This window comes from Streptomyces sp. NBC_00440 (assembly GCF_036014215.1).
In the GTDB taxonomy this organism is placed as follows: domain Bacteria; phylum Actinomycetota; class Actinomycetes; order Streptomycetales; family Streptomycetaceae; genus Streptomyces.
Window position 1 is genome coordinate 499628 of sequence record NZ_CP107921.1, and the last position, 20754, is coordinate 520381.

Consider the following 20754-nt stretch of genomic DNA (forward strand, 5'->3'; position numbering starts at 1 on the left):
CCCCTTGCTGTTCGACATGGAGCTCGATCGGCTGCGCGAGTACCGGCCGGAGCCGCAGGAACCAGCGGACTTCGACGCGTTCTGGGAGAAGACGCTGGGCGAGAGCGCCCGGCATGAGACTGCCGCCGAGTTCGTCCCGTACGACGCCGGGTTCGCGACGGTCGACGTGTTCGACGTGACGTTCAGCGGCTGGCGCGGGCAGCCGGTGAAGGCCTGGCTGCTGCTGCCCCGCGACCGGGCGGAGCCGCTGCCCGCCGTGGTGCAGTACATCGGCTACAACGGCGGCCGGGGCGTCCCGTACTCCTGGCTGACCTGGAGCGCACTGGGCCACGCCCATCTGGTGATGGACAACCGCGGCCAGGGCGGTGGCGGCAAGCAGACGGCCGACACCCCGGACATCGGTCCGGGCGGGCACGGTTCGTCGTCGCCCGGCTTCCTCACCCGCGGCATCGAGGACCCGCACCTGCACTACTACCGGCGGCTGATCACCGACGCGGTGCGGGCGGTCGACGCGGTGCGCTCCCATCCGGCGGTGGACGCCGCCCGGGTCGCCGTCGTCGGCGGGAGCCAGGGCGGCGGCCTGGCACTCGCGGTCGCGGGGCTGCGCGACGACGTGGCGGCGGCGGTGGCCGATGTGCCGTTCCTCTGCCACTACCGCCGTGCCTCGCAGATCACCGACTCGGGTCCGTACGCGGAGATAGCCCGCTGGCTCTCCGGTCACCGGTTCCGGATCGAGGAGGCGATGGAGACGCTCTCCTACTTCGACGGGGTCAACTTCGCCGCGCGTGCCACCGCGCCCGCGTGGTTCTCGGTGGGGCTGATGGACAGGATCTGTCCGTCGTCCACGGTCTTCGCCGCCTATCACCGCTATGCGGGTCCCGCCGAGATCGAGGTGTTCCCGTACAACGGGCACGAGGGCGGCGCCGAGTACGACGTGCCGCGCAAGATCGCGGCACTGCGCGGAGTGTTCGCCCGGTAGGCGCCCGGGGGCCACCGGGCCTCGGCGAACCGCCCGCCGTGCGGCACACGCATGGCGGGCGTAGCCTCGTCGTGTACGTCTCACAGGCCTTGACCAGGCACATCTCAGGAGGCGACGTTGACAGGACACCGCATGGCCAAGCCACTGGCAGCGGGTGCGGCAGCAGTCGTTCTGACGATCGCCGCGGGCAGCTCAGCCGTGGCGGACGGCGGGACAGCATCGCTGCCGGCCCAGGAGATCGCCAACAAGGCACACGACGCCCTCTTCGGGACCTCGTCGCTGCATATCAGCGTCCACGGGAGATTCGGTTCGAGAGGCACCCCCACCTCCATGGAGCTCACCCTCGACCGGCAGGCCAACTGCCGGGGCTCGGTGAGCCTGGGCGGACAGGGCTCCGTCCAGATCGTCAAGCGGGGCGGCAAGATCTGGATCAAGCCGGACGCCGCGTTCTGGAAGAACCAGGTGCCGGGAGGCAGCGCCGCCGAGGCGGCCCTCAACGGGCGCTACCTCCAGGGTTCGTCGAGCAACTTGCCGCTGCAGGGCATCGCGCAGGTCTGTGATCTGGACTCGTTCCTCAAGACGAGTACGACACCGGACACTTCGGGCGGCGGTCACCTCACCAAGGGCAAGGTGACGAAGCTCCACGGAATCGACGTCGTCCCGGTCAGCGGGGTGCGCGGCGGTCATCGGGAGACCCTGTACGTGGCGACGCACGGCAAGCCCTACCCCGTCCAGGTCACGGTGAAGGCCATGGATAAGACCACCTTGGCGACCGTGGGGTTCTCCGGGTTCGACCAACCCGTACCTTCGAGCACTCCGTCGCCCGACCAGTCGGTGGACATCTCGAAGCTGCGGACCCCGGTCGGCCCGGCCAACTCCACCTGAGAACGGCCGGAGCAGGGCGGCGCATGACGTGGGGGACCGGGCCGGGCGGCCCGGTCCCCCACGTCATGCCGTACGGCTCAGGCGGCGCCCCGGCCGGGGCGGCGGCGGACCGCCAGGACGATACCGGCGCCACCGACCACCACGGCCCCCAGTACACCGGCGGTCAGCAGCCCAGGCTGGGAACTTCCGCTCCCGGAGAGCTCCTGGATGGCGACCCGCTGACGCTGTGGGTCGGTGATCTGCGCGGCGACCGGTGCCACGGGCCGGATCGGGCCGGCCGACTTGACGGAGCCGTCCTTGTTCATCAGCACCTGCTGGCCGTTCGGGTGGCGGAAGTCGAGCATCCCGGCCAGCGATCCGGCCCGGGTGTCGAAGGAGTGGTCCCCGATGCGGCCGGTGTGCCAGTTCTCCTCGACGAACTTGATGACGGAGGTCTGCTCGGTCCTGGTGTGGTCGATCTGGTTGACCTTGCCGTACGGGGAGATGACCATCAGCGGCTGACGGGCGCCGGGACCGCACCGGTCGGCGTAACCTCCGGCCGCCTTCGGCCCGTTCTGGCAGGCCGGTGAGTCCACCGTCCTGCCGTTCGTCTGCTTGCTGGTGTCCTGCGAGCCGTTGGCCGGCTTCGCGTACACGTGGTCGTACCAGCCGTCCGAGTCGTCGTAGGCGAGGACGACCGCCGTGTCCTTCCACTGCGGGGCCTGCTGGATCTTGTTGATCTGGCCGATCAGGAAGTCCTGTTCGTCGGTGGGGTCGGAGTATCCGGCGTGCCCGTCCTGGTAGGAGGGGGCCTTGAGGAAGCTCACCGACGGCAGGTTGCCCGACTTGAGGGCGGCGTCGAAGTCCGTCAGGTCGTAGTTGTGGTTGGCCTGTCCGGCGTGGCCGATCTCGGCAACCGACTTCGGGGCCACGTGGTGCGGGTTGGCGGTCGACCTGTAGTACTGGAAGGGGTCGTGGTGCGGGCTGTAGTCCACGACCTGCTCGCCGCCGACGTTGGCGTGCGTGGTGCCGCCGCACTTGGCGAGATGGTCCTCTGTGCCGTCCCACGGGGTGCTCGGCCGGAAGCCGCCCTGGAACCAGCCCCAGCTGACGTTCTTCTCGTTGAGGCGGTCGCCGATGTTCTTGCCGCCCAGCTCGGCGAGGGAGGACTTGCTGGTGTGGTCGTTGCCGGAGCAGTCGTCGTAGGCCGGATCCGGGTCGGTGATCATGGTGCCGACGCCGTGCGCGTCCGGCGATGCGACCGCTGCGGGATCGGGCTTGTCGGTCCGCTTCGGATTCTCGGTGGATGACGTGGGGTCGGTGGACACCACCCCGTGCGTCTGGCCCGAGACCAGTTCGATGGCGCCGGGTGTCGAAGGGCCGTAGGCGGAGCCGAAGGAGTTGTCGTTGAGGGCGTAGTGCTGGGCGTAGTTCCACATCGCGGTGACGGTGTTGCCGTCGAAGTAGTCCATCGCCAGGCCGGGTTCGCCGAAGAGGTTGCCCGAGCACTTGCCCGAGTCGGTGTTCTCGACGAACTTGTCGGCCTTGCCGCCGTTGTACGCGTACTGCTCGGGACCGTACGAGTGGTTCTGGTCGCAGGTCATGGCCTGGTCGGGGGTGAGCCGCTTGGGCAGGTACTGGTTGGGGTTCTTGTCGAGCAGACCGGCCGTACGGAGATTGTCGATGTCGCGGGGCGTTCGCGGGGACGGGGTGAACTTCGTACCGTCGGTGTTCGCGGCGTGCGGGTAGGTCGCGAAGTAGTGGTCGAAGGAGATGTTCTCGTCGAAGAGCACGACCAGGTGTTTGACGGGCGTCGCCGTAGGACTCCCGTGATTCCCGTGGTGCACTGCGGCGGGCGCCGTGGCCCAGACGGGTGCGGCGCCGCCGAGTACGGTCAGCGCGGCGGCACCGGCCAGCGCTCCCCAGCGGCGCGCGCCCGCTCCTCTGCCCTTGCTGCCCATGCGTTTCCGCCTTCCGCTTCCGGCCGTGCACCCTGTCATGCACTGCTCAATATGCTGACACGATGCATCACCATGACACGGGAGTGAACATCTGGCATCCGGTGGGAAAACAAAATTGAGCAAACAACCTGTTGAGTCGACCGCTTGGACCACACACCGGTCGGACGGCCCGTCAGGACGGTGGGGCAGGAAGCCGGATCAGGACGACCGGCGCACGTCGCAGAGGGCCGCGATGTCCGCCAGCCGCTCCACCAGCCCGCTCACGGCCGCGTTCACCTTCTCGCGCTGTGCGCGGCCGAGCCGGGCGGGCGGAGTCCAGTGCCCTCCGTGCTCCTGACGGTCGAGCACCGCCCCGGTCCGGTCGAGCTCACCGTCCAGCTGCTTCAGCCGCGGGTACCTGCCCGTCAGTACCGGGCGCAGCCGCGAGAGGACCACCCGGGTGCCGTCGAGATTGGCGCGCGCCGTCGCGAGATTGCTGCCGCTGCCGTAGTCGGTGCGGCCCGTCAGCTCGAACTGCACGGTGTTCTCCAGGATTTCGTGGGCCCGCAGCCCGAGATCCAGGGGGTCCATCCGGGCCTGCCGCCAGTCCGTACGCAGGGCCAGTACGTCCTTGACCAGCCGGTCCGCGAACGGGCGCAGCGCGGTTGCGGACTCGTCGTGCCACAGCCCGTACTCGATGCGGTGGAAGCCGGTGAAGTCCTTGTCGTGGACGCCGCCGGCCAGGCCCGCGGTCGTTCCGTTGATCGCCGCGTCGGCGTCGCCGAACGTGCCGTAGGCGGCACCCAGCCGTTCGTAGTCGAGGTGCGCGGTGAGCCAGGCATTCCGGGCCCGCGCCCGGTCGCCCGCGCGGACCGAGGCGCCGAGCTTCCGCGTGGCGCCGACGAGTGAGCCCATCCGGCCGGTGACCCACCTCTGATAGCTCAGCGTCGGCGGGATCAGATCGTGCTGGCTGACGGGCACCGCCGCCGGACCGCCGCCACCGCCACCGCCGCCCGGTACCCGAACGGTGGGCCCCGTGACCGAAGCAGCGTCGTCGGGGAAGCAGGCGAAGGCGTAGGAACCGCCCGCGATGGTCGCCCGGAGCGCCCGGGTGGTGCCGGGCCCGAGCCCTTCCAGCTCGCCGTACACGGCGCCGCTCGACGTGTCCTTGAGATACACCTCGACCGGCGTGGCCGACGTGTTGTGCACATCGAAGACCTGGGTGCCGGGGCGCGGGTCGTGCCAGCCCGTTCCGCAGCTGCCCGCCGACGCGTCGACCCGGGTGTGCGGCAGACCGTCGGACGGCCCGGCGGTGGAGTGACCGTGGCCGCTCAGCAGCCCGGCGGCCCCGGCTCCCGCGAGCGCCAGTACGGCGGCCAGCGCCGCACAGCCCGCGATCAGCGCACGGCGCGAACGACGTGCGGTCCTCCTGTCCGGCACACCGGCCTCCTGACGCAGCAGCACGCGGAAGAACGACATCGTAGACCCGTGGTGGATCAACAGCCCCGGGCGCAGCCGGGATTCACCGGTCGCCGGTCTCCTCGTCCGCCGTCCGCCGCTCTCCGGCCGGACGGGCGCGTACGTGCATCCGCTCCCCCTGCTTCCCGAACAGGCTGAGGAACTCCACGGCTTCCGGGCCCGCGCCGGTCCACGCGTGCGGGGTACGGGTGTCGAACTCGGCCACCTCACCCGCGCCGAGGACGAGTTCGTGCTCACCCAGGACGAGCCGCAGCCTCCCGGACAGGACGTAGAGCCACTCGTAGCCTTCGTGCACCCGCGTTTCCAGCTGCCCCGGCCGCCGCTCTCCGGCCGGGATGATCTGCTTGTAGGCGTGCAGCCCGCCGAGGTGGCGGGTCAGCGGGATGAAGGTCATCCCGTGGCGCTTGACCGGACGGGGGTGGATACGCGGGTCACCGGTCGGCGGGGCGTCCACCAGCTCGTCCAGCTGCACGCCGTACGCCTTGGCCAGCGGCAGCATCAGCTCCAGCGTGGGCTTGCGCCGCCCGGACTCCAGCCGCGACAGGGTACTGACGGAGATCCCGGTCTCCTCGGCCAGCTGGGCGAGGGTGATGTCGCGGTCCCGGCGCAGCGCGCGCAGCCTGGGGCCCACCGCGGTCAGCACGCCTGCGAAGTCGTCGCCCGTCGCCCCTGTCGTCACTCCGGCCATGCCCTGCCCCTTCACTGTCGCCCGGTCCGCCGCTCTCCCTATTTGCCATCCCGGCAAGAGGATTTGTCAATCGTAGCCGTACGAACTGCCCCTCCCGGCCCTTCGCCGGCGCGGCCCGTGACCGGCCCCGTTGATAGCCTCCCCGGGTGACGATCGCAGCAGAAGCGGATGAACCCGCGAAGGGGGAGCCAGCAGCCGGTTCCGCGCAGCCACGGCAGTTCATCGTGACGGTGTACGGCCTGTACTCCAGGACCGAGGGCGGCTGGCTCTCGGTGGCGACCCTGATCGGGCTGCTCGCGGAACTGGGCATCGAGGCTCCCGCCGTACGGTCGTCGATCTCCCGGCTGAAGCGCCGGGGCCTCCTTCGGGCCGAACGGCGCAACGGCTCGGCGGGGTACGCACTCTCCGACGAGGGCCTTTCGGTCCTGCGGGAGGGCGACCGCCGGATCTTCCGCCGGGACCGCGCGACACCGGCCGACGGGTGGCTGCTCGCGGTCTTCTCGGTACCGGAGTCCGAGCGCAGCAAGCGGCATCTGATGCGCTCCCGGCTGACCCGGCTCGGTTTCGGCACGGCCTCCGCCGGGGTCTACATCGCTCCGGCGCATCTGTACGACGCCACGGCCGAGATGCTGCGCCGCCTGGAACTGGACGGCTACGCCGACCTCTTCCGCGCCGACCATCTGGCGTTCGGCCCGCTGGACGAGAAGGTCCGGGAATGGTGGGATCTCGACCAACTGGAGCTGCTGTACGGCGAGTTCGTCCGGAAGCACGCAGGGGTGCCGGACCGCCTGCCGGCCGGGGGCGAGGGCCACGACGGAACCGGCTCCGGAGCTGCCGAGCGGGACGCGTTCGTGGACTACGTCCGCGTGCTGACCGACTGGCGGCAGCTCCCGTACCTCGATCCGGGGCTCCCGGCGGAGCTGCTTCCGGACGACTGGGTCGGGATCCGGGCCGCCGAGCTGTTCTTCACGCTCCAGTCCCGGCTGGAGAACGACGCGCGCGCCTATGTCGCAAGCAGGCCCTGAGCCCCACCTCAACGACCTGCGCACCGGGTGCTTCCGGGCCGGCCTCCGAGAACCGGGCAGGTACGCGCTGCGGTGAATCCGCCGCTTCACGCCTTCAGGTGAACTTCGAGGGCCAAAACCTTTATTCGTCCAGCCCTGGAAGGATTGTGGGCGATTCTGGCGCCTCTGCAACGGAAGGCTTGCCCATGCGGCGTCGTGCTGTGATCGCCACTGCTCTGGTTTCCCTGTCCACCATTGCCGTGTCTGCCGCTGTGGCTGCGGGGCCTGTGATGCCTGTTGCCGGGACGGTCACCTGGTGCTTGTCCTCTGCGGCTGCTCAACACCTGGCGGCTGACAAGGTCGTGGTGTCGGCCGCCGCTCCGGCTGTGCTCGATTCTTCGGGGCCGGCCCCGTGCGTGCAGTGGCCGATCAAGGGGAAGATCAGTCTGGACTTGGCGGAGGGGTCCTGGGCTGCCGACGGTCGCATGACCTTCACCAGGGCCACGGACGGGCGCAGCCTGAGCTTCACCGGGGCGCACGGTGACTTGGCCCGGCGGACCCTGTCGGCAAATGCCGCTGTCGGAGATGAAGCCCCGCAGCCCGTTGATCTCTCCACGTACGAACTCGACATGACGAAGATGACGGTCACCATGCCGTCCTTGAGCTCGCCCGGCTCGGTCGTGGCCAAGCCGTTCGACACGATGCTGACGCAGGACGGTGCGGCGGTGTTCTCCCGGGCGTACGGTGCGTCGCCGGTTCCCACGGGGAGCAGTCTGGCCACGGTCGCGGCCCGTGTCGATGTGGTCCCGGCGCTGGGCTGAGTCTCGATGCTGGGGGAATCGGGCGTCGGCGTTACCGGTACTGGCCTGCCGGGTGATGCCCGGGCTTCCCGGTGGGGAGGACCTCATGAGTGCGTTGCGGCTGGCTGCGGCTGATGTGGCCGGCTGGACCAGTGACCTGGTCTCGGTCGGACAGGGTACGGAGCTTTGTGGCAGCCCTCGGGTCGTTCGTGGCCGCAACGCTGTATTGGCTTGGTGTCACTGATCGCTTCGACGCCCGTTGGTCGCTCGGCCGCCGGTCCATGTGATTGCTCTCGTTCGCCCTCCCCCTCCGGTTCGCACGTCACCGTGTTCGCCGTGCCCTCAAGGACTGTGCTCCCGATGAGACTCCCTGCCGCCGAGCAGCTTTCCCCGGCCTGGCCGTCGTCGTACTTCCCGGCAGCGCTGCCTGCCGGACGTAGTCGTCTGTTGGCGTATGTGCTGAACCGGGTGGGAGCGGACGGTGCCGTGCGAGACACCTGTCGAAGCCGGGTCCTTGAATCCGCACTGGCCCTGGCGCTGCTGGATCGGCGCGGATCCGGCCACGTCGGCGCACGTGACCGCATGGTGCGCTACCTGGAGCGCCACCGGGGCAGTGGAGGTCTGATGGACGCGGCCGTGGCCGCTGCCGCTCTGGGCCGGGGCACTGGGCATCCGTCGCCTCAGCAGGCCCTTGAGGGCATCGTCAGCCGTGTGCCGGACTTCGCACGAACTCGCAAACGTGCCCTGGTACACGCCATCTTCACGATGCTCGGCGTGGACAACGCCGGCGATGACGGTGACTCACGTGCCGTCGATACGGGCACGCTGCATCCGTGGGCTGCTGTGCAGGCCGTTGCCGTGAAAGCGATCCTGGCGACAGGCGAAGCCCCCGTCGACCGGGACGATGTCACCCTGCTGGTGTCCACCCAGTGCCCGGGAACTGTGTGGGAGGGAAACCTCTTCATCCACCTGTCGGTGCTGCATGCCCTGGCCGACGTGGCCGGCATGGAGAGCGTCGTCGACGACGGACTGCGCACCGCTTTCACGCACCAGCGGGAGGACGGCGGCCTGCCCTTCGTCACGGACACCGATACATGGTGCACCGTCATCGCGGGCCTTGCCCTGTGCAGCGCCGACGCGCCACGTGAGGTACTGCACCGTATCGCCGGGCACCTCGTGCGCGTCCAGCACGCGAACGGCGGCTGGTCCTACACCGACCGCGCTCAGCTCTCCGACACGGACTGCACCACCGTCGCTGTCGAATTCCTGCACCAGCTGGATGCGGACGTCTACCGCGCCCCGATTCGGCGCGCTGTGGACGCACTGATCGCGGTCCGCGGCGCCGACGGCGGATTCCCCACCTACGGATCAGGCACTCCCTCCGAGCCGTGCATGACCGCCGCCGTGATCAACGCGCTCAGCGCCCAGGGCCGCCACCATCACGTCATCCAGGCCGCTCTGCGCTTTCTCGCCGACCGCCAGATGCCTGACGGGTCCTTTCCCCCGGGCTGGAGCGGCAGCCGCCTGCACACCCTCTTCAGGGCGTACCTCGCCACTCGCTCCCATCACCGGCAGTCCCCACCGGCCGTCCATGACATGAGCAGCCGGATCGCCGGCCTGGTGCGGACCACGCAGAACGCGGACGGCGGCTTCGGACAGCAGAACGACGCCCCGAGCGATGCCATCAGCACCGCCTACGCCCTGATCATCCTGGCCGGGCAGCCCGACCCTGCTCCCGCTGCGCGCGCCGCCCGCCACCTGCTCACCCAACAGCGTTCCGACGGCGGCATCGTGTCCGTTCCCGACATGCTCGGCCCGCGCCCCTTCCCGTACCACGTCCCTCTGCTGACCGACGCGTTCGCCCTGCTCGCCCTGGGCCACCTCACCCGACGCATCCGGCCGTCAGGCGTCCTCGTGCCGGGCCGCCGGCATCTCCTCCGCTCCACGTCCAGGACGCAGCTCGCGGATGTTCCTGCTCACCGGCCCGACCCTGTCTCCCCGTCGAACCCACCACAGTGGAGAACCCCGTGACCGTGCCCCTTCGTCCCACCTCCATGGACTTGACCATGCACACCATGGCTCAGGCCCATCCCTCGATCTCCCAGACGATCGGAGTGATCCTCCACCTGGACGGAGACGCTCCTCCCCTCGGCGAACTCCGCCGGTATGTCGCCTCCCATCTGGAGCACATGCCACGCCTGACCCACTACCTCCGCGGCCCCGGACTCAAAGCCCGCTGGCACCACGACCCTTCCCCCGACCTGAACAACCGCGTCCGCGAGCAGCACTGCCCATCGGGCGAGCAGCACCTCGAAGCGGCCCTGACCGACCTCGTCGCGCGCCCCTTGCCCGGCACGGGCCCGCTGTGGGACATCTGGCTGCTCGCCGGATACGCCCCCGGCCGGTATTCCATCTGCCTGCGAGCGCACCACAGCACCCAGGACGGCATGGGCATGGTCGGTACCCTGACCACTCTGTTCGGCACCGCGCCCGCGCCGACCGAGCAGCGCGCGCCCCGGGCAGGCGCCAGAGCCTACCTGGGCACCATGCGCGACATGCTCTCCGCAAGCGCCACCCACAACGTCTGGAACGACACCGCACTGCCCCTCACCGGCAACCGTGACATCAGCTGGGCGCATGTACCCAGCCACCGGTTGCGGAACGCCGCCACGGCCCGCGGCGGCGACACGAACGACGGCTTCCTGGCAGCCCTCAGCGGAGCCCTGCGCACGTGGACATCACAATCCTGGCCCCGGGGAGCCGACAGGCCGCTTCCCGCCATCACGATGGTCAATACGCGCCGCGCCGGGGAACAGGACCGGCCCGGAAACCACATCGCCTTCGCCCCCGCGCTCCTCCCCTGCCAGGAGCCGACAGCTGACGGCCGACTCGACCAAGTCATCGCCGCCACCCGCACCGTGAAGGACCCGGGCCGCCACAGGGCCATGCGCTCCCTGATGGATGCCGTCCCCGTACGCGCCTTCCAGGCTCTGGCGACCCGGATGACCACACCCGACCGGTCCGCCATCACCACTTCCTACCTCGCCGTCTCCCGGCCCCTTCGCTACCGGCTGGATCCCGTCACCCGTATCCAGCCCTTCAACTGGCTCCCACGGCACCAGCCGGCCTCGATCGTGGCCTGCAGCTACAACGACGTCACCAGCGTCTGCTTTGTCACCGACGCCGCTCTCCCCGGACTGGACGAGCTGCCCGGTCTCTTCCACGACGCTGTGGACGAACTCCCGCAGCCTCAGGACGACCCGCAGGCGGGCAGGGCGGCGGGCCAACCTCCCCGCACCGGCGTGACGTTCCCGGCACCCGCCGCTGACCGCGATGCCACACCTGTCATCGATTTCAAGCTCATCAAAGACATTCTGGTCCAACAGGGAAGTCTGCCGGCTGCACCGATCGCTCTCCGGGCCACGCAGGCACAAGCCGGCATCGACTCCCTGGCCATTGCCGTGCTGTCGATGACACTTGAGGACCGGATGGGCGTCGTGATCACCGAAACCGAGCTGGCTCAGGCACCCACCGTGGCCGACCTGGTCAGCCTGGTGGCGCGACGGGCAGCGTCACGCTCCGACCACGAGAGCCCGGGAGAACAGAGCCCTCACCCACCGTCGGACCGCACACACGCCGTACCTGAGGCGTAGCCGCGCCCAGCCCCCGGCCAGAGGCTCCGGCCAGTGGCCCGCGGACACCAGCGGCCGCACAGCGGCGAGAGCGGGACCACCGGAGCGACCGGCCATCCGGGCCCGAAGGCAGTACCTCCGCCTCCGGCGACGCCAACCAGCAAGCACAGAAGAGACGAATCCGTTGATCTTCGCACGCAGAACCACGGCACCGTCGCCGGAACGTATTGCACGGCTGATCGGCCTGGGGTCCTACCTGCCGCAGCGCAAGGTGAGCAACGCCGACTTGATGTCACGCTTGGACACCACGGACGAATGGATCCGCACCCGTATCGGCATTGCCGAGCGACGCATCGCCGGTCCAGCGACGGCCACCAGTGATCTGGCGGTAGAGGCAGGGCTACGGGCGATGAAATCGGCGAAGGCCGAACACGTCGACGCCGTCATCCTGGCCACCGCCACTCCGGACCATCACGTGCCCGGCACCGCGCCTCTGGTGGCCCATCGACTCGGCCTGCGTCAGGTCCCCGCCTTCGACATCGGCGCCGGCTGCTCGGGATTCGTCTACGCAACAACCGTCGCAGCGGGCCTCATCCACGCGGGAACCGCCGGCACCGTTCTGGTCATCGGAGCGGAGAAGATGTCGGCCGTCATCGACCCCGCCGACCGGTCCACCGCGCCGATCTTCGGGGACGGGGCAGGCGCAGTCGTACTCACCACCGGACGCGCCGACGAACCAGGAGCCCTGGGGCCGGCCGCATGGGGCAGCGACGGCGAACACGCGGACGCCATCCACATCCCCGACGGGGGCTCCCGCCGCCCCTCACACACCACCGGCGACCTGAAAAATCAGTACGTACACATGAAAGGCAACGAAGTGTTCCGTCACGCGGTGCGCCGTATCGCCCAGGTGACTCAAGAATCAGCCACGGCAGCGGGATGGGCCGTCCAGGACATCGACAGACTGATCGTCCACCAGGCGAACGCACGCATCAGCGCAGCCGTGGCCGGCAAGCTGGGAATCCCGCCGGAGCGTGTTCCGTCCAACATCGCCCACGTCGGCAACACCTCTGCGGCCTCCGTCCCCCTGCTACTGAGCCACTCCGCGCTCGACGGGCAGCTGAAAGCCGGGCAACGAGTCCTCGTGACCTCTTTCGGAGCAGGCTTCACCTGGGCGGCCACCACTCTGCTGTGGCCGGTCGGCCTTCAGGCTCTCGCCTGAGCACCGGCTCCGGGAACCGGCAGCTAACGCGCGGTCCATCCGCCGTCGAGCGAGAGTGAGGTGCCGGTGATGAACGCGGCCTGAGGTGTGCAGAGATAAGCCACGGCCTCGGCGACCTCGTCCGGCTCGACAAGCCGTTTGAGCGCTGATTCCTTCAGCATCACCTCGCTGACCACCCGCTCACGCGGGATCCCGTGGGTGGCGGCCTGGTCGGCGATCTGCTGCTCGACCAGCGGGGTGCGCACATAGCCGGGGTTCACGCAGTTCGACGTCACACCGTGCGGGGCACCTTCGAGCGCTGCCGTCTTGGAGAGCCCTTCGAGCCCGTGCTTGGCCGACACGTACGCGGACTTGTACGCGGAGGCCCGCAGCCCGTGCACGGACGAGAGGTTGACGATCCGGCCCCAGCCCTGTCCGTACATGTGCGGGAGGGCGCCCCTGATCAGCCGGAAGGGTGCTTCCAGCATCACGGTGAGGATGGTGTGGAAGACCTCGGGCGGGAAGTCCTCGATGGGCCGCACCAGTTGCAGGCCCGCGTTGTTGACGAGGACGTCCGTACCGGCGGCGGCCCGCTCGGCGGCGTCGAGATCGGTCAGGTCGAGCCCGTACGGCTCGACGGCTCCGGGCAGCCCGGTGGCCCGGCCGGCGAGCGTTTCGAGCCCGGCCTCGTCGCGGTCGACGGCCCGCACCGAGGCACCGGCGGCGGCGAGGCGGAGCGCACAGGCGGCGCCGATGCCGCCCGCGGCCCCGGTGACGAGCGCGGTACGGCCCGCGAGATCGAGACCGAGCGGGGCAGGCGCGGACGCGGGAGCGGTGTGGATGGTCATGGGGCCACAGCCTAGACAGCGGGTCCGGGAGCGAAAGTGGCCGGTTCGAACCAGGTGGGGCCGTCGGCGAGGGCCCGCTTGATCCGTGTCAGCGCGAAATCGGCCAGCTCCGGGAGAGCGTCGACGGCGAACCAGCCGACGTCCAGGGACTCGTCGTCATTGACCCGGGGCACTCCCCCGGTCGCCCGGCAGAGCAGGCTGATGTCCATGAACTGGCAGTGGTCGCCGTTCGGGTACTGGATCTTCTTGAGCGCCTGGACGAGGACCACCCGCTCCACCACACACCGTACGGCCGTCTCCTCGTGGACCTCCCGGACGGCCGTGTCGGCGGGCTGCTCACCCGGCTCCGGGATGCCGCCGATGATCGACCACTTGCCGGTGTCGGCGCGCCGGTTGAGCAGCACCCGCCCCTCGTCGTCGAAGACGATGGCACTCACACCGGGCAACAGGAGCAGCTGGTGGCCGGCGGTGGCCCGGATCTCTCGGATGAAGTCAGGAGTAGCCATGCCCCGACCCTAACCGCCGCCCGGCCGGGCTCCCTCACGCCTTGCGCCGCCGCACCGAGCGGGCGGCCGCCCAGCCGACGCCGCCCGCGCCGAGCGCGACGAGCAGCCACTCGGGAAGCGTTCCCATCCGGGTGGCCGGGGTCTGCGACGAGCGCTTCGGCACATCGGCCACCAGCGCGTCGGCGGTGAACATCTTGGTCTTCTGAGCGACCGATCCGTCCGGCCGGATGACCGCGCTCACCCCGGTGGTGACGGGGACCATCACGGCCCTGCTGTGCTCGACGGCCCGTACCCGCGACATCGCGAGCTGCTGGTAGGTCATCTCGCTGCGGTCGAAGGTGGCGTTGTTGCTCGGTACGGAGATGATCTGCGCCCCCGCCTTCACCTGATCCCGTACGGCCCAGTCGAACGCGGCCTCGTAACAAGTGACAGGGCCCACCCTGGTGCCCGCCATGTCGAAGTCGGCCGCCTTGTGCCCGGGCACGAAGTCCTTGCGGACCAGATCCACGTCGGAGCTGAAGAGCCGGAAGAACGACCGGTAGGGCATGTACTCGCCGAACGGCTGGAGCTGGCGCTTGTTGTACGTGTCGACGGGGCCCTTCTTGGGGTCCCAGAGGATCTGCTGGTTGAGCGGCGAACCCGCCCCGTTGTCCGGGGTGACGACGGCACCGACCGAGATGGGCGCCTTGATCGCCTTGGCCGCCTCGTCGATCTCGTCGTACGCGTCGGCGTTGAGGTACGGGTCGATGTCCGACGAGTTCTCCGGCCACAGCACCAGATCCGGCTGCTTGGCCCGGCCCGCCTTCACCTCGGCAGCCAGCTTCAGCGTCTCCTTCACATGGTGGTCGAGCACCGCGCGGCGCTGGGTGGCGAAGTCGAGGCCCATCCGGGGCACGTCCCCCTGGATGAGGGCGACCGTGGCCGTGCCGTCCTGGGCGCTGGTACTGACCAGCGGCAGCGCGGCGAACCCGGCGGCGACCGGCGCGACGGCGAGGACGGCGGCGGTGACGATCCGGCGGTCCGCGAAGTGCCGCAGAGTGGCCCAGCGGCGTACCAGCTCACCCAGGCCGAAGCCGCAGAGGACGACGGCGAAGCCGAGCAGCGGCGTCCCTCCGACGGCGGCCAGCGGCAGGAAGACGCCCTCGGGCTGCCCGAAGGCCACCTTCCCCCAGGGGAACCCGCCGAACGGCACCCGGGCACGGGCCGCTTCGACGGCGATCCACACCGCGGCGGCCCAGAGCGGCCCGAGCGGCAGCCGGGAGACGTACGCGATGCCCGCGCCCGCGACAGCGATGAAGAGCGCTTCGACCGCCGCCAGGCCCAGCCAGGGGCCTGGTCCGACCTCGACGCCCGTCCAGACAAGGAGCGGCAGGAGGTACCCGAGGCCCGCGAGGTAGCCGAGGCCGAGTCCCGTCCGGGCCCGGCGCCCGTGCAGGGCGAGCCCCAGTACGGCGAAGGCGACGGGGGCCAGCCACCACAAGGGCCGCGGCGGAAAGCTGGCGTACAGCAGCAGGCCGGACGCGGCAGCGGCGGCGGGCCGTACGAGGCGGCGGGCCAGCCGTCGTCCGCGCGGCTCGTCGGCGGGCTGCGGGGCGAGCCGCTCGGACTCGGCCGTGGGTGTGGTGGGGGCGCTCACCAGGCGGAGTCTACGGTGGCGGGCTGTGCGTCGGGCAAGCGCGGCCCGCGGGCAGCGGCGGCGGGCGGCGCGGGCGGACCGGAGCGGTGCCCGGTGCCCGGCGTCCGGCGGCGGCCGGTCAGCCCGGCGAGAGCCGCAGCCGGTCGCGGATGACCCGGACGGCCGCCTCCGCGTCGTCGACCGTGACGGTGAAACTCCGGCCGTCCCCCAGGGTGAGGACCAGGCCCTCTCCGCGGCGCACCACCACGGCCGTCCCCTTCTCGGGTCGCCACCGGTATCCCCAGCCGCCCCACTGGCGCGGGGTCACGGCCGGATCGAAGTCGGCGCCCACCACATGGTCGAGCAGGATGCGGCGGCGCGGCAGACCGATGTAGCCGCAGCGAACTTCGAAGGACTGGTCGTCGACCTTCACCGAGACATGCACGAAGGCGAGCGTGCCGTAGAGCATCATCAGGCCGGCCAGCACACAGCCGATCACGGCCATCAGCAGCGGCACGCTGTCCGCGGTCCAGGTGGAGTCCACAGCAAGTTCGATCCCGAGCGCCAGGCACGCGGCCCCGGCGAACGAGAGCAGCCACTGCACACGGTTGGTCGCATGGCCGGTCCAGACCCGGGAGCCGGGCTCGGTGTGGTCCCTCATGCGTAGCAGCCTACTCACCTTCCGCGAGGGCGGCGGTGGTCCGGCGGAGGGAGCGGCGCTCAGTGAGCGGGGCTGACGGCCTGGAGCAGACGCCCTTCCGCGTAGGTCAGTGCGGCGGTGGGAAGCGGTCCCTCGCGACCGCCGAGGAGCACCGTCAGCCGGGAGCCGGGAGGGCTGTCGGATGCGGACCCGGCCCCGATGCGGCGCAGGGCCTGGGCGGCCACGGCCCCGGCCGAGCCGTACAGCTCGGCGGCCGGGCTGCCGTGCTGCCGGACGGCGTCGGCGATCCGCTCACCGACCAGTTCGTAATGGGTGCAGCCAAGGACGACGGCCCTTACGCCGGACGGGGTGAGCGCCGCTGCCGCGGCCACGGCCGCGTCGATCGCCGCCTCGTCGGCGTGCTCGACGGCGTCGGCGAGGCCGGGACAGGGCACCTCGGTGACGTCGGCGCCGGTGGCGAACTCACGGATCAGCGCGCGCTGGTAGTCGCTGCCGGTGGTCGCCGGGGTCGCCCAGATCGCGACGGATCCGCCGTCGGCGGCGGCCGGCTTGATGGCGGGCACCGTACCGATGACCGGGATGTCCGGTTCGAGCGCGGCGCGGATGGCCTGCAGGGCGTGCACACTCGCGGTGTTGCAGGCGACGATCAGTGCGTCCGGCCGGTGAGCGGCGGCCGCGCGCGCCACCGCCATGGCGAGGGCGGTGATGTTCTCGGGCGTCTGCGGGCCCCACGGCATGCTGCCGGGGTCGCTGGACAGCACCAGATCGGCGTCGGGGTGCTGACGGCGTACCGCGGCGGCGGCCGCGAGCAGGCCGATTCCGGAGTCCATGAGCGCGATCTTCACCCGGTCACCCTAGTCGACGGCTCGTCCTGGCCCGCCCCGGTGGGGCAGACTTCGGCGGATGAGCGCCATTGCCTGGATCGCCGTGTGTTCGCTGGCCGTGTGGATGTGGCTGCTGCTGGGCCAGGGGTTCTTCTGGCGGACGGACCAGCGCCTGCCACCGCGCGCCGCCCCTGCCGTCTGGCCGTCCGTGGCGGTGATCGTGCCGGCCAGGGACGAGGCCGGGGTCCTGCCGCTGAGCCTTCCCTCGCTGCTGGCCCAGGACTATCCCGGCGAAGCCGAGATCTTCCTGGTCGACGACGGGAGCTCCGACGGCACCGGAGAGCTGGCCGCACGGCTGTCGGCACGCCACGGCGGCCTCCCGCTGACCGTCGTCTCCCCCGGTGAGCCGGAGCCCGGCTGGACGGGGAAGCTGTGGGCGCTGCGGTACGGGATCGGGATCGCGCGTGCGCGGCAGCCCGAATATCTGCTGCTGACGGACGCCGACATCGCCCATGAGCCGGACAGCCTGCGCGAGTTGGTGGCCGCCGCGAGTTCGGCCGGGCTCGATCTGGTGTCCCAGATGGCGCGGCTGCGCGTCGCGAGTTTCTGGGAGCGGCAGGTCGTGCCCGCGTTCGTGTACTTCTTCGCCCAGCTGTACCCGTTCCGCTGGATCAACCGGCCGGGGGCCCGTACAGCGGCCGCCGCCGGGGGCTGCGTGCTGCTGCGGGCCGATGCGGCGGAGCGGGCCGGTGTCCCCGAGTCCATCAGACAGGCGGTGATCGACGACGTGTCGCTGGCCCGCGCGGTGCAGCGCAGTGGCGGCCGCATCTGGCTGGGGCTCGCCGAGCGGGTGGACAGCGTGCGCCCCTATCCGGGGCTCGGTGACCTGTGGCGGATGGTCTCGCGCAGCGCGTACGCCCAGCTCCGGCACAGCCTCCTGCTGCTCACCGGCACGGTGCTCGGCCTCGCGCTGATCTATCTCGCGCCGCCGCTCACGCTGGTTGCCGGTCTGCTGTGGCGTGATGCCCCCGCCGCGTGGGCGGGCGGGCTCGCCTGGCTGGTGATGGCGGGCAGCTATCTGCCGATGCTGCGCTACTACCGCCAGTCGCCCCTGCTCGCCCCGGCCCTGCCGTTCACGGCGCTGCTGTATCTGCTGATGACGGTCGACTCGGCGGTGCAGCACTACCGCGGGCGCGGCGCCGCCTGGAAGGGGCGGACCTATTCCAAGCCGGAACCGGAGCCAGGACCGGGTGCAGCCGGCGCCGCGGACGCCGGGACCGGGCCCGGCCTCCCGCCCGGAGCGGCGCAGGACCTCTGAGCGCCGTTCCCCGGGCTCCGCGACGGTCGTTCCGGGGCGGGCCCGGGGTGCTCACTTCCTGCCGGGCGTCCAGTTCATGCCCCAGCCGTACGCCTGGTCGATGGTGCGCTGCGGGCTGACGCCGCGGTCGGGCACCAGGTAGCGGGCCTCGCGCTGGACGACGAGGTCCCCGGCGTTGTTGGTGATGAGCGCCAGCGCGCAGACCGTGGAGGGCACGGTGCATTCGTCGAGCGAGAAGTCGACGGCCGCGCCGTTCTGCGGCTGGAGCGTGACCGTCGCGTGCAGATCGGCGAAGCTCTTCGCCCCTTCGTAGATCGTCACGAAGATGAGGATCCGTCTGATGTTGTTCTTCTGGTCGAGGTTGATGGTGAGGTTCTCCCCGGCCGAGACCGAGCCGGTGCGGTCGTCGCCGTCGAGATGCACGTACGGCGGCCGGCTCAGCGATCCGAACGCGTTGCCCAGGGCCTGTACGACACCCTTGCGGCCGTCGGTCAGCTCGTAGAGCGCGCAGAGATCGAGGTCGACACCGGAGTTCCCGGCGACGGCCTTGCCGAGCTTGGCCGCCCAGCCCTTGGGCTGCTGGCGGGTCACCCAGTTGAGGTTGACCCGCATGGCCCCCGATGTCCCGCCCTGCTTCGTGAGGGAGACGGCCGGCGCCTCCTTCGTCAGGGTGACCTTGCTCAGCCGTACCGGGGCGGGCGGCGCGGCGGGCGGCGGGGGGACGGGAGCGCCGGGCGGGGCGGGAGCGGTCTGCGGTGCCGCGGGTGGGGCCGGCGGTGCCGGTGGGGCGGCCGGGCTCTGCGGGGCGGGCTTGCGTCCGTCGTCCACGCTGATCCCGAAGTCCGTGGCCAGCCCTTCGAGGCCGCTGCCGTACCCCTGCCCGACCGCACGGAACTTCCAGGCGCCCTGCCGCCGGTAGAGCTCGCCGAGGAGGAAGGCCGTCTCCACTGTCGCGTCCTGGCTGTCGAACCTGGCGATCTCCGTACCGTCCGCCGCGTCGAGCACCCGGATGTACAGTCCGGGCACCCGTCCGAAACTGCCCCCGTCGGCGGAGGCCGCGAGGACCACCCGTTCGATGGCGGGCTCCACCAGCGAGAGGTCGACCGAGAGCGTGTCGGTCGCGGTGCCCGGTGTGGTCGTCTTGCCCTCGTGGCGGACCGCACCCGACGCGTGCTGCGGCTGGTTGTAAAAGACGAAGTCGGCGTCCGTACGGACCTTTCCCGATGCCAGCAACAGCGCCGAGGCATCGACATCCGGCACCCCCGGACCCGGCCGCCATCCCAATTCGACCCGCACGGCCTGAGCCGACACCGGAACATTGGTTCCCTTAAGCATTGACATGCTCGCCCCCAACTGGCGTCGTGAAGCCGTAGATTTCCGTACGGCCAACCTAATCCCAGCCACCGGTGAGCGCGCCCGACGAGCACGGGAAGATCGTTGCGCCATCTGACGGCAACCCGTCGGTAACCGGCCCGCGAGCAGGCCTCTACCCGATCAGCGTCGGGCCTGACGACCGTTTTTGGCAAGTTCGCTCGCATTGGGGATCCACAGTCACCCGGAACGCGCAAAACAACCCTCTTATCGGGCTCCCCAATCAGCACATCGTGGGCTTTACTTATGTGCCATGACGTCCCCCCGTGCGACCTACGGTGGCGGTTACTACTCCGCGCCGTCCTTCCCGGACACCCCTATCTACGATTCTCTTGTCGCAGAGCGGGGCACCCCTCAGATCGCTCCGATCAGAGTCCCTTCGGCTTACGACACCGGAAACAGCTACCTGCCGGCACTGCCGTCGGCGCTTCCCGCGCTGCCGGCCGGTCCTTCGCAGCAGGCGCCGTCCTACGGCTATCCGCAGCCCATGGGACAGCCCGCGCCGATGCAGCACGCGCCGGCGCCGTACATTCCGCAGCAGGCCACGGCGCCGCGCGGGTACCCGGGACCGCAGCAACAGCCGCAGCGGCCCGTCGGCGGCGCCGGTTACGAGGCGATGCGTCCCGCGGCCCAGCGGCCCGCGCCCTCGCCGTACGAGGATCCGTACAACCGCCCCTACCAGGGCCGCGGATACTGACGGCCCTTCCGGCACATCAGGACCGGTGGCAGGTCGACTGCCGTGTCGCAACCGGTTCCCGCAGTTCTGCACAGGTTCCACATCCATCCGGCCACGTCCTTCACGGGGGTGTGCGTCGGGTTCGACCGCGGTCGAACCCTGGGAGGCGGCCGGAGACCGGCGGTGGATACCCGGGGACGAGAACGGGAAGACCGTCACGCAACACCGTCACCCAACGCCGGTATCCACGGCCGGCGTTGGCAGCCACCGCGTGCCCTGGCCCGGCACCGCCGCGTGGACAATGACCTGCTGTCCGGCCAGAATCTCGTCCCCGGGACGACCGGCGTC

The 20754-nt window shown here is 70.5% G+C and carries 18 protein-coding genes; 9 read left to right on the forward strand and 9 right to left on the reverse strand.

Annotated elements, in window-relative coordinates; genetic code table 11:
- The first annotated feature begins 4 nt into the window (after nt 1–4).
- Complete coding sequence (locus tag OHB13_RS02250) at nt 5–979, forward strand: acetylxylan esterase (protein WP_328375176.1); 975 nt, start codon at nt 5–7, stop codon at nt 977–979.
- Between the two features lie 132 nt (nt 980–1111).
- Entirely contained in the window at nt 1112–1864 is a 753-nt protein-coding gene (locus tag OHB13_RS02255) for a hypothetical protein (protein ID WP_328375178.1), read from the forward strand.
- A gap of 77 nt (nt 1865–1941) precedes the next feature.
- Here the strand turns inward: OHB13_RS02255 and OHB13_RS02260 are convergent, their stop codons facing one another.
- The 3 genes from OHB13_RS02260 to OHB13_RS02270 form a co-directional block, all read right to left on the reverse strand.
- The gene (locus OHB13_RS02260; protein ID WP_328375180.1) at nt 1942–3804 is read right to left on the reverse strand and encodes a phospholipase C; all 1863 of its coding nucleotides are present in this window, start codon (nt 3802–3804) and stop codon (nt 1942–1944) included.
- 198 nt (nt 3805–4002) lie between these two features.
- Nucleotides 4003–5262, reverse strand: coding sequence for an EfeM/EfeO family lipoprotein (locus OHB13_RS02265; protein WP_328375182.1), 1260 nt, complete (start codon nt 5260–5262; stop codon nt 4003–4005).
- A 43-nt stretch (nt 5263–5305) separates the two neighbouring features.
- The gene (locus OHB13_RS02270; RefSeq protein ID WP_328375184.1) at nt 5306–5950 is read right to left on the reverse strand and encodes a helix-turn-helix domain-containing protein; all 645 of its coding nucleotides are present in this window, start codon (nt 5948–5950) and stop codon (nt 5306–5308) included.
- A gap of 152 nt (nt 5951–6102) precedes the next feature.
- Between OHB13_RS02270 and OHB13_RS02275 the strand changes: the two genes are divergently transcribed.
- The 5 genes from OHB13_RS02275 (at nt 6103) to OHB13_RS02295 (ending at nt 12608) form a co-directional block, all read left to right on the forward strand.
- Nucleotides 6103–6975 carry a PaaX family transcriptional regulator gene (locus OHB13_RS02275; RefSeq protein WP_266861278.1) on the forward strand — a complete coding sequence of 291 codons (873 nt, stop codon included), beginning with the start codon at nt 6103–6105 and terminating at the stop codon, nt 6973–6975.
- Nucleotides 6976–7439: 464 nt separating this feature from the next.
- Nucleotides 7440–7775 (forward strand): hypothetical protein, encoded by a 336-nt coding sequence (locus OHB13_RS02280; RefSeq protein ID WP_328375187.1) that lies wholly within the window; start codon nt 7440–7442, stop codon nt 7773–7775.
- Between the two features lie 339 nt (nt 7776–8114).
- Nucleotides 8115–9785 (forward strand): prenyltransferase/squalene oxidase repeat-containing protein, encoded by a 1671-nt coding sequence (locus OHB13_RS02285; RefSeq protein ID WP_328375189.1) that lies wholly within the window; start codon nt 8115–8117, stop codon nt 9783–9785.
- Nucleotides 9782–11407 carry a wax ester/triacylglycerol synthase domain-containing protein gene (locus tag OHB13_RS02290; RefSeq protein ID WP_328375191.1) on the forward strand — a complete coding sequence of 542 codons (1626 nt, stop codon included), beginning with the start codon at nt 9782–9784 and terminating at the stop codon, nt 11405–11407. The genes OHB13_RS02285 and OHB13_RS02290 overlap by 4 nt, the downstream gene beginning before the upstream one ends.
- Before the next feature lie 163 nt (nt 11408–11570).
- A complete protein-coding gene (locus OHB13_RS02295) occupies nt 11571–12608 on the forward strand; it encodes a beta-ketoacyl-ACP synthase III (protein WP_328375193.1) in 1038 nt (345 codons plus the stop codon).
- A gap of 23 nt (nt 12609–12631) precedes the next feature.
- Here OHB13_RS02295 and OHB13_RS02300 read toward each other — a convergent pair whose 3' ends face one another.
- From OHB13_RS02300 to OHB13_RS02320, 5 genes are all read right to left on the reverse strand, one after another.
- Nucleotides 12632–13435: a 3-hydroxybutyrate dehydrogenase gene (locus tag OHB13_RS02300; RefSeq protein WP_328375195.1), complete on the reverse strand. Its 804-nt coding sequence runs from the start codon at nt 13433–13435 to the stop codon at nt 12632–12634.
- 11 nt (nt 13436–13446) lie between these two features.
- Entirely contained in the window at nt 13447–13941 is a 495-nt protein-coding gene (locus OHB13_RS02305; protein ID WP_266859805.1) for an NUDIX hydrolase, read from the reverse strand.
- 34 nt (nt 13942–13975) lie between these two features.
- On the reverse strand, nt 13976–15577 hold the full coding sequence (gene lnt, locus OHB13_RS02310) for an apolipoprotein N-acyltransferase (RefSeq protein ID WP_266859803.1): 1602 nt from the start codon (nt 15575–15577) through the stop codon (nt 13976–13978).
- A 118-nt stretch (nt 15578–15695) separates the two neighbouring features.
- On the reverse strand, nt 15696–16217 hold the full coding sequence (locus OHB13_RS02315; protein WP_266859801.1) for a hypothetical protein: 522 nt from the start codon (nt 16215–16217) through the stop codon (nt 15696–15698).
- Between the two features lie 59 nt (nt 16218–16276).
- A complete protein-coding gene (locus tag OHB13_RS02320; protein WP_328375199.1) occupies nt 16277–17062 on the reverse strand; it encodes a glutamate racemase in 786 nt (261 codons plus the stop codon).
- A gap of 58 nt (nt 17063–17120) precedes the next feature.
- Between OHB13_RS02320 and OHB13_RS02325 the strand changes: the two genes are divergently transcribed.
- Nucleotides 17121–18359: a glycosyltransferase gene (locus tag OHB13_RS02325; protein ID WP_328375201.1), complete on the forward strand. Its 1239-nt coding sequence runs from the start codon at nt 17121–17123 to the stop codon at nt 18357–18359.
- A 51-nt stretch (nt 18360–18410) separates the two neighbouring features.
- Here the strand turns inward: OHB13_RS02325 and OHB13_RS02330 are convergent, their stop codons facing one another.
- On the reverse strand, nt 18411–19700 hold the full coding sequence (locus tag OHB13_RS02330) for a TerD family protein (protein WP_328375203.1): 1290 nt from the start codon (nt 19698–19700) through the stop codon (nt 18411–18413).
- 283 nt (nt 19701–19983) lie between these two features.
- Here OHB13_RS02330 and OHB13_RS02335 point away from each other — a divergent pair, with 283 nt between their 5' ends.
- Nucleotides 19984–20427, forward strand: coding sequence for a DUF6643 family protein (locus OHB13_RS02335; RefSeq protein ID WP_266859793.1), 444 nt, complete (start codon nt 19984–19986; stop codon nt 20425–20427).
- Nucleotides 20428–20754 lie beyond the last annotated feature (327 nt).

Coding starts and splice junctions, on each gene's coding strand:
- OHB13_RS02270 (WP_328375184.1), bottom strand. CDS start 5,950: ATGGCCGGAGTGACGACAGGGGCGACGGGCGACGACTTCGCAGGCGTG.
- OHB13_RS02315 (WP_266859801.1), bottom strand. CDS start 16,217: ATGAGGGACCACACCGAGCCCGGCTCCCGGGTCTGGACCGGCCATGCG.
- OHB13_RS02300 (WP_328375195.1), bottom strand. CDS start 13,435: ATGACCATCCACACCGCTCCCGCGTCCGCGCCTGCCCCGCTCGGTCTC.
- OHB13_RS02255 (WP_328375178.1), top strand. CDS start 1,112: ATGGCCAAGCCACTGGCAGCGGGTGCGGCAGCAGTCGTTCTGACGATC.
- OHB13_RS02330 (WP_328375203.1), bottom strand. CDS start 19,700: ATGTCAATGCTTAAGGGAACCAATGTTCCGGTGTCGGCTCAGGCCGTG.
- OHB13_RS02325 (WP_328375201.1), top strand. CDS start 17,121: ATGAGCGCCATTGCCTGGATCGCCGTGTGTTCGCTGGCCGTGTGGATG.
- OHB13_RS02285 (WP_328375189.1), top strand. CDS start 8,115: ATGAGACTCCCTGCCGCCGAGCAGCTTTCCCCGGCCTGGCCGTCGTCG.
- OHB13_RS02260 (WP_328375180.1), bottom strand. CDS start 3,804: ATGGGCAGCAAGGGCAGAGGAGCGGGCGCGCGCCGCTGGGGAGCGCTG.
- OHB13_RS02335 (WP_266859793.1), top strand. CDS start 19,984: ATGACGTCCCCCCGTGCGACCTACGGTGGCGGTTACTACTCCGCGCCG.
- OHB13_RS02305 (WP_266859805.1), bottom strand. CDS start 13,941: ATGGCTACTCCTGACTTCATCCGAGAGATCCGGGCCACCGCCGGCCAC.
- OHB13_RS02280 (WP_328375187.1), top strand. CDS start 7,440: ATGACCTTCACCAGGGCCACGGACGGGCGCAGCCTGAGCTTCACCGGG.
- OHB13_RS02265 (WP_328375182.1), bottom strand. CDS start 5,262: ATGTCGTTCTTCCGCGTGCTGCTGCGTCAGGAGGCCGGTGTGCCGGAC.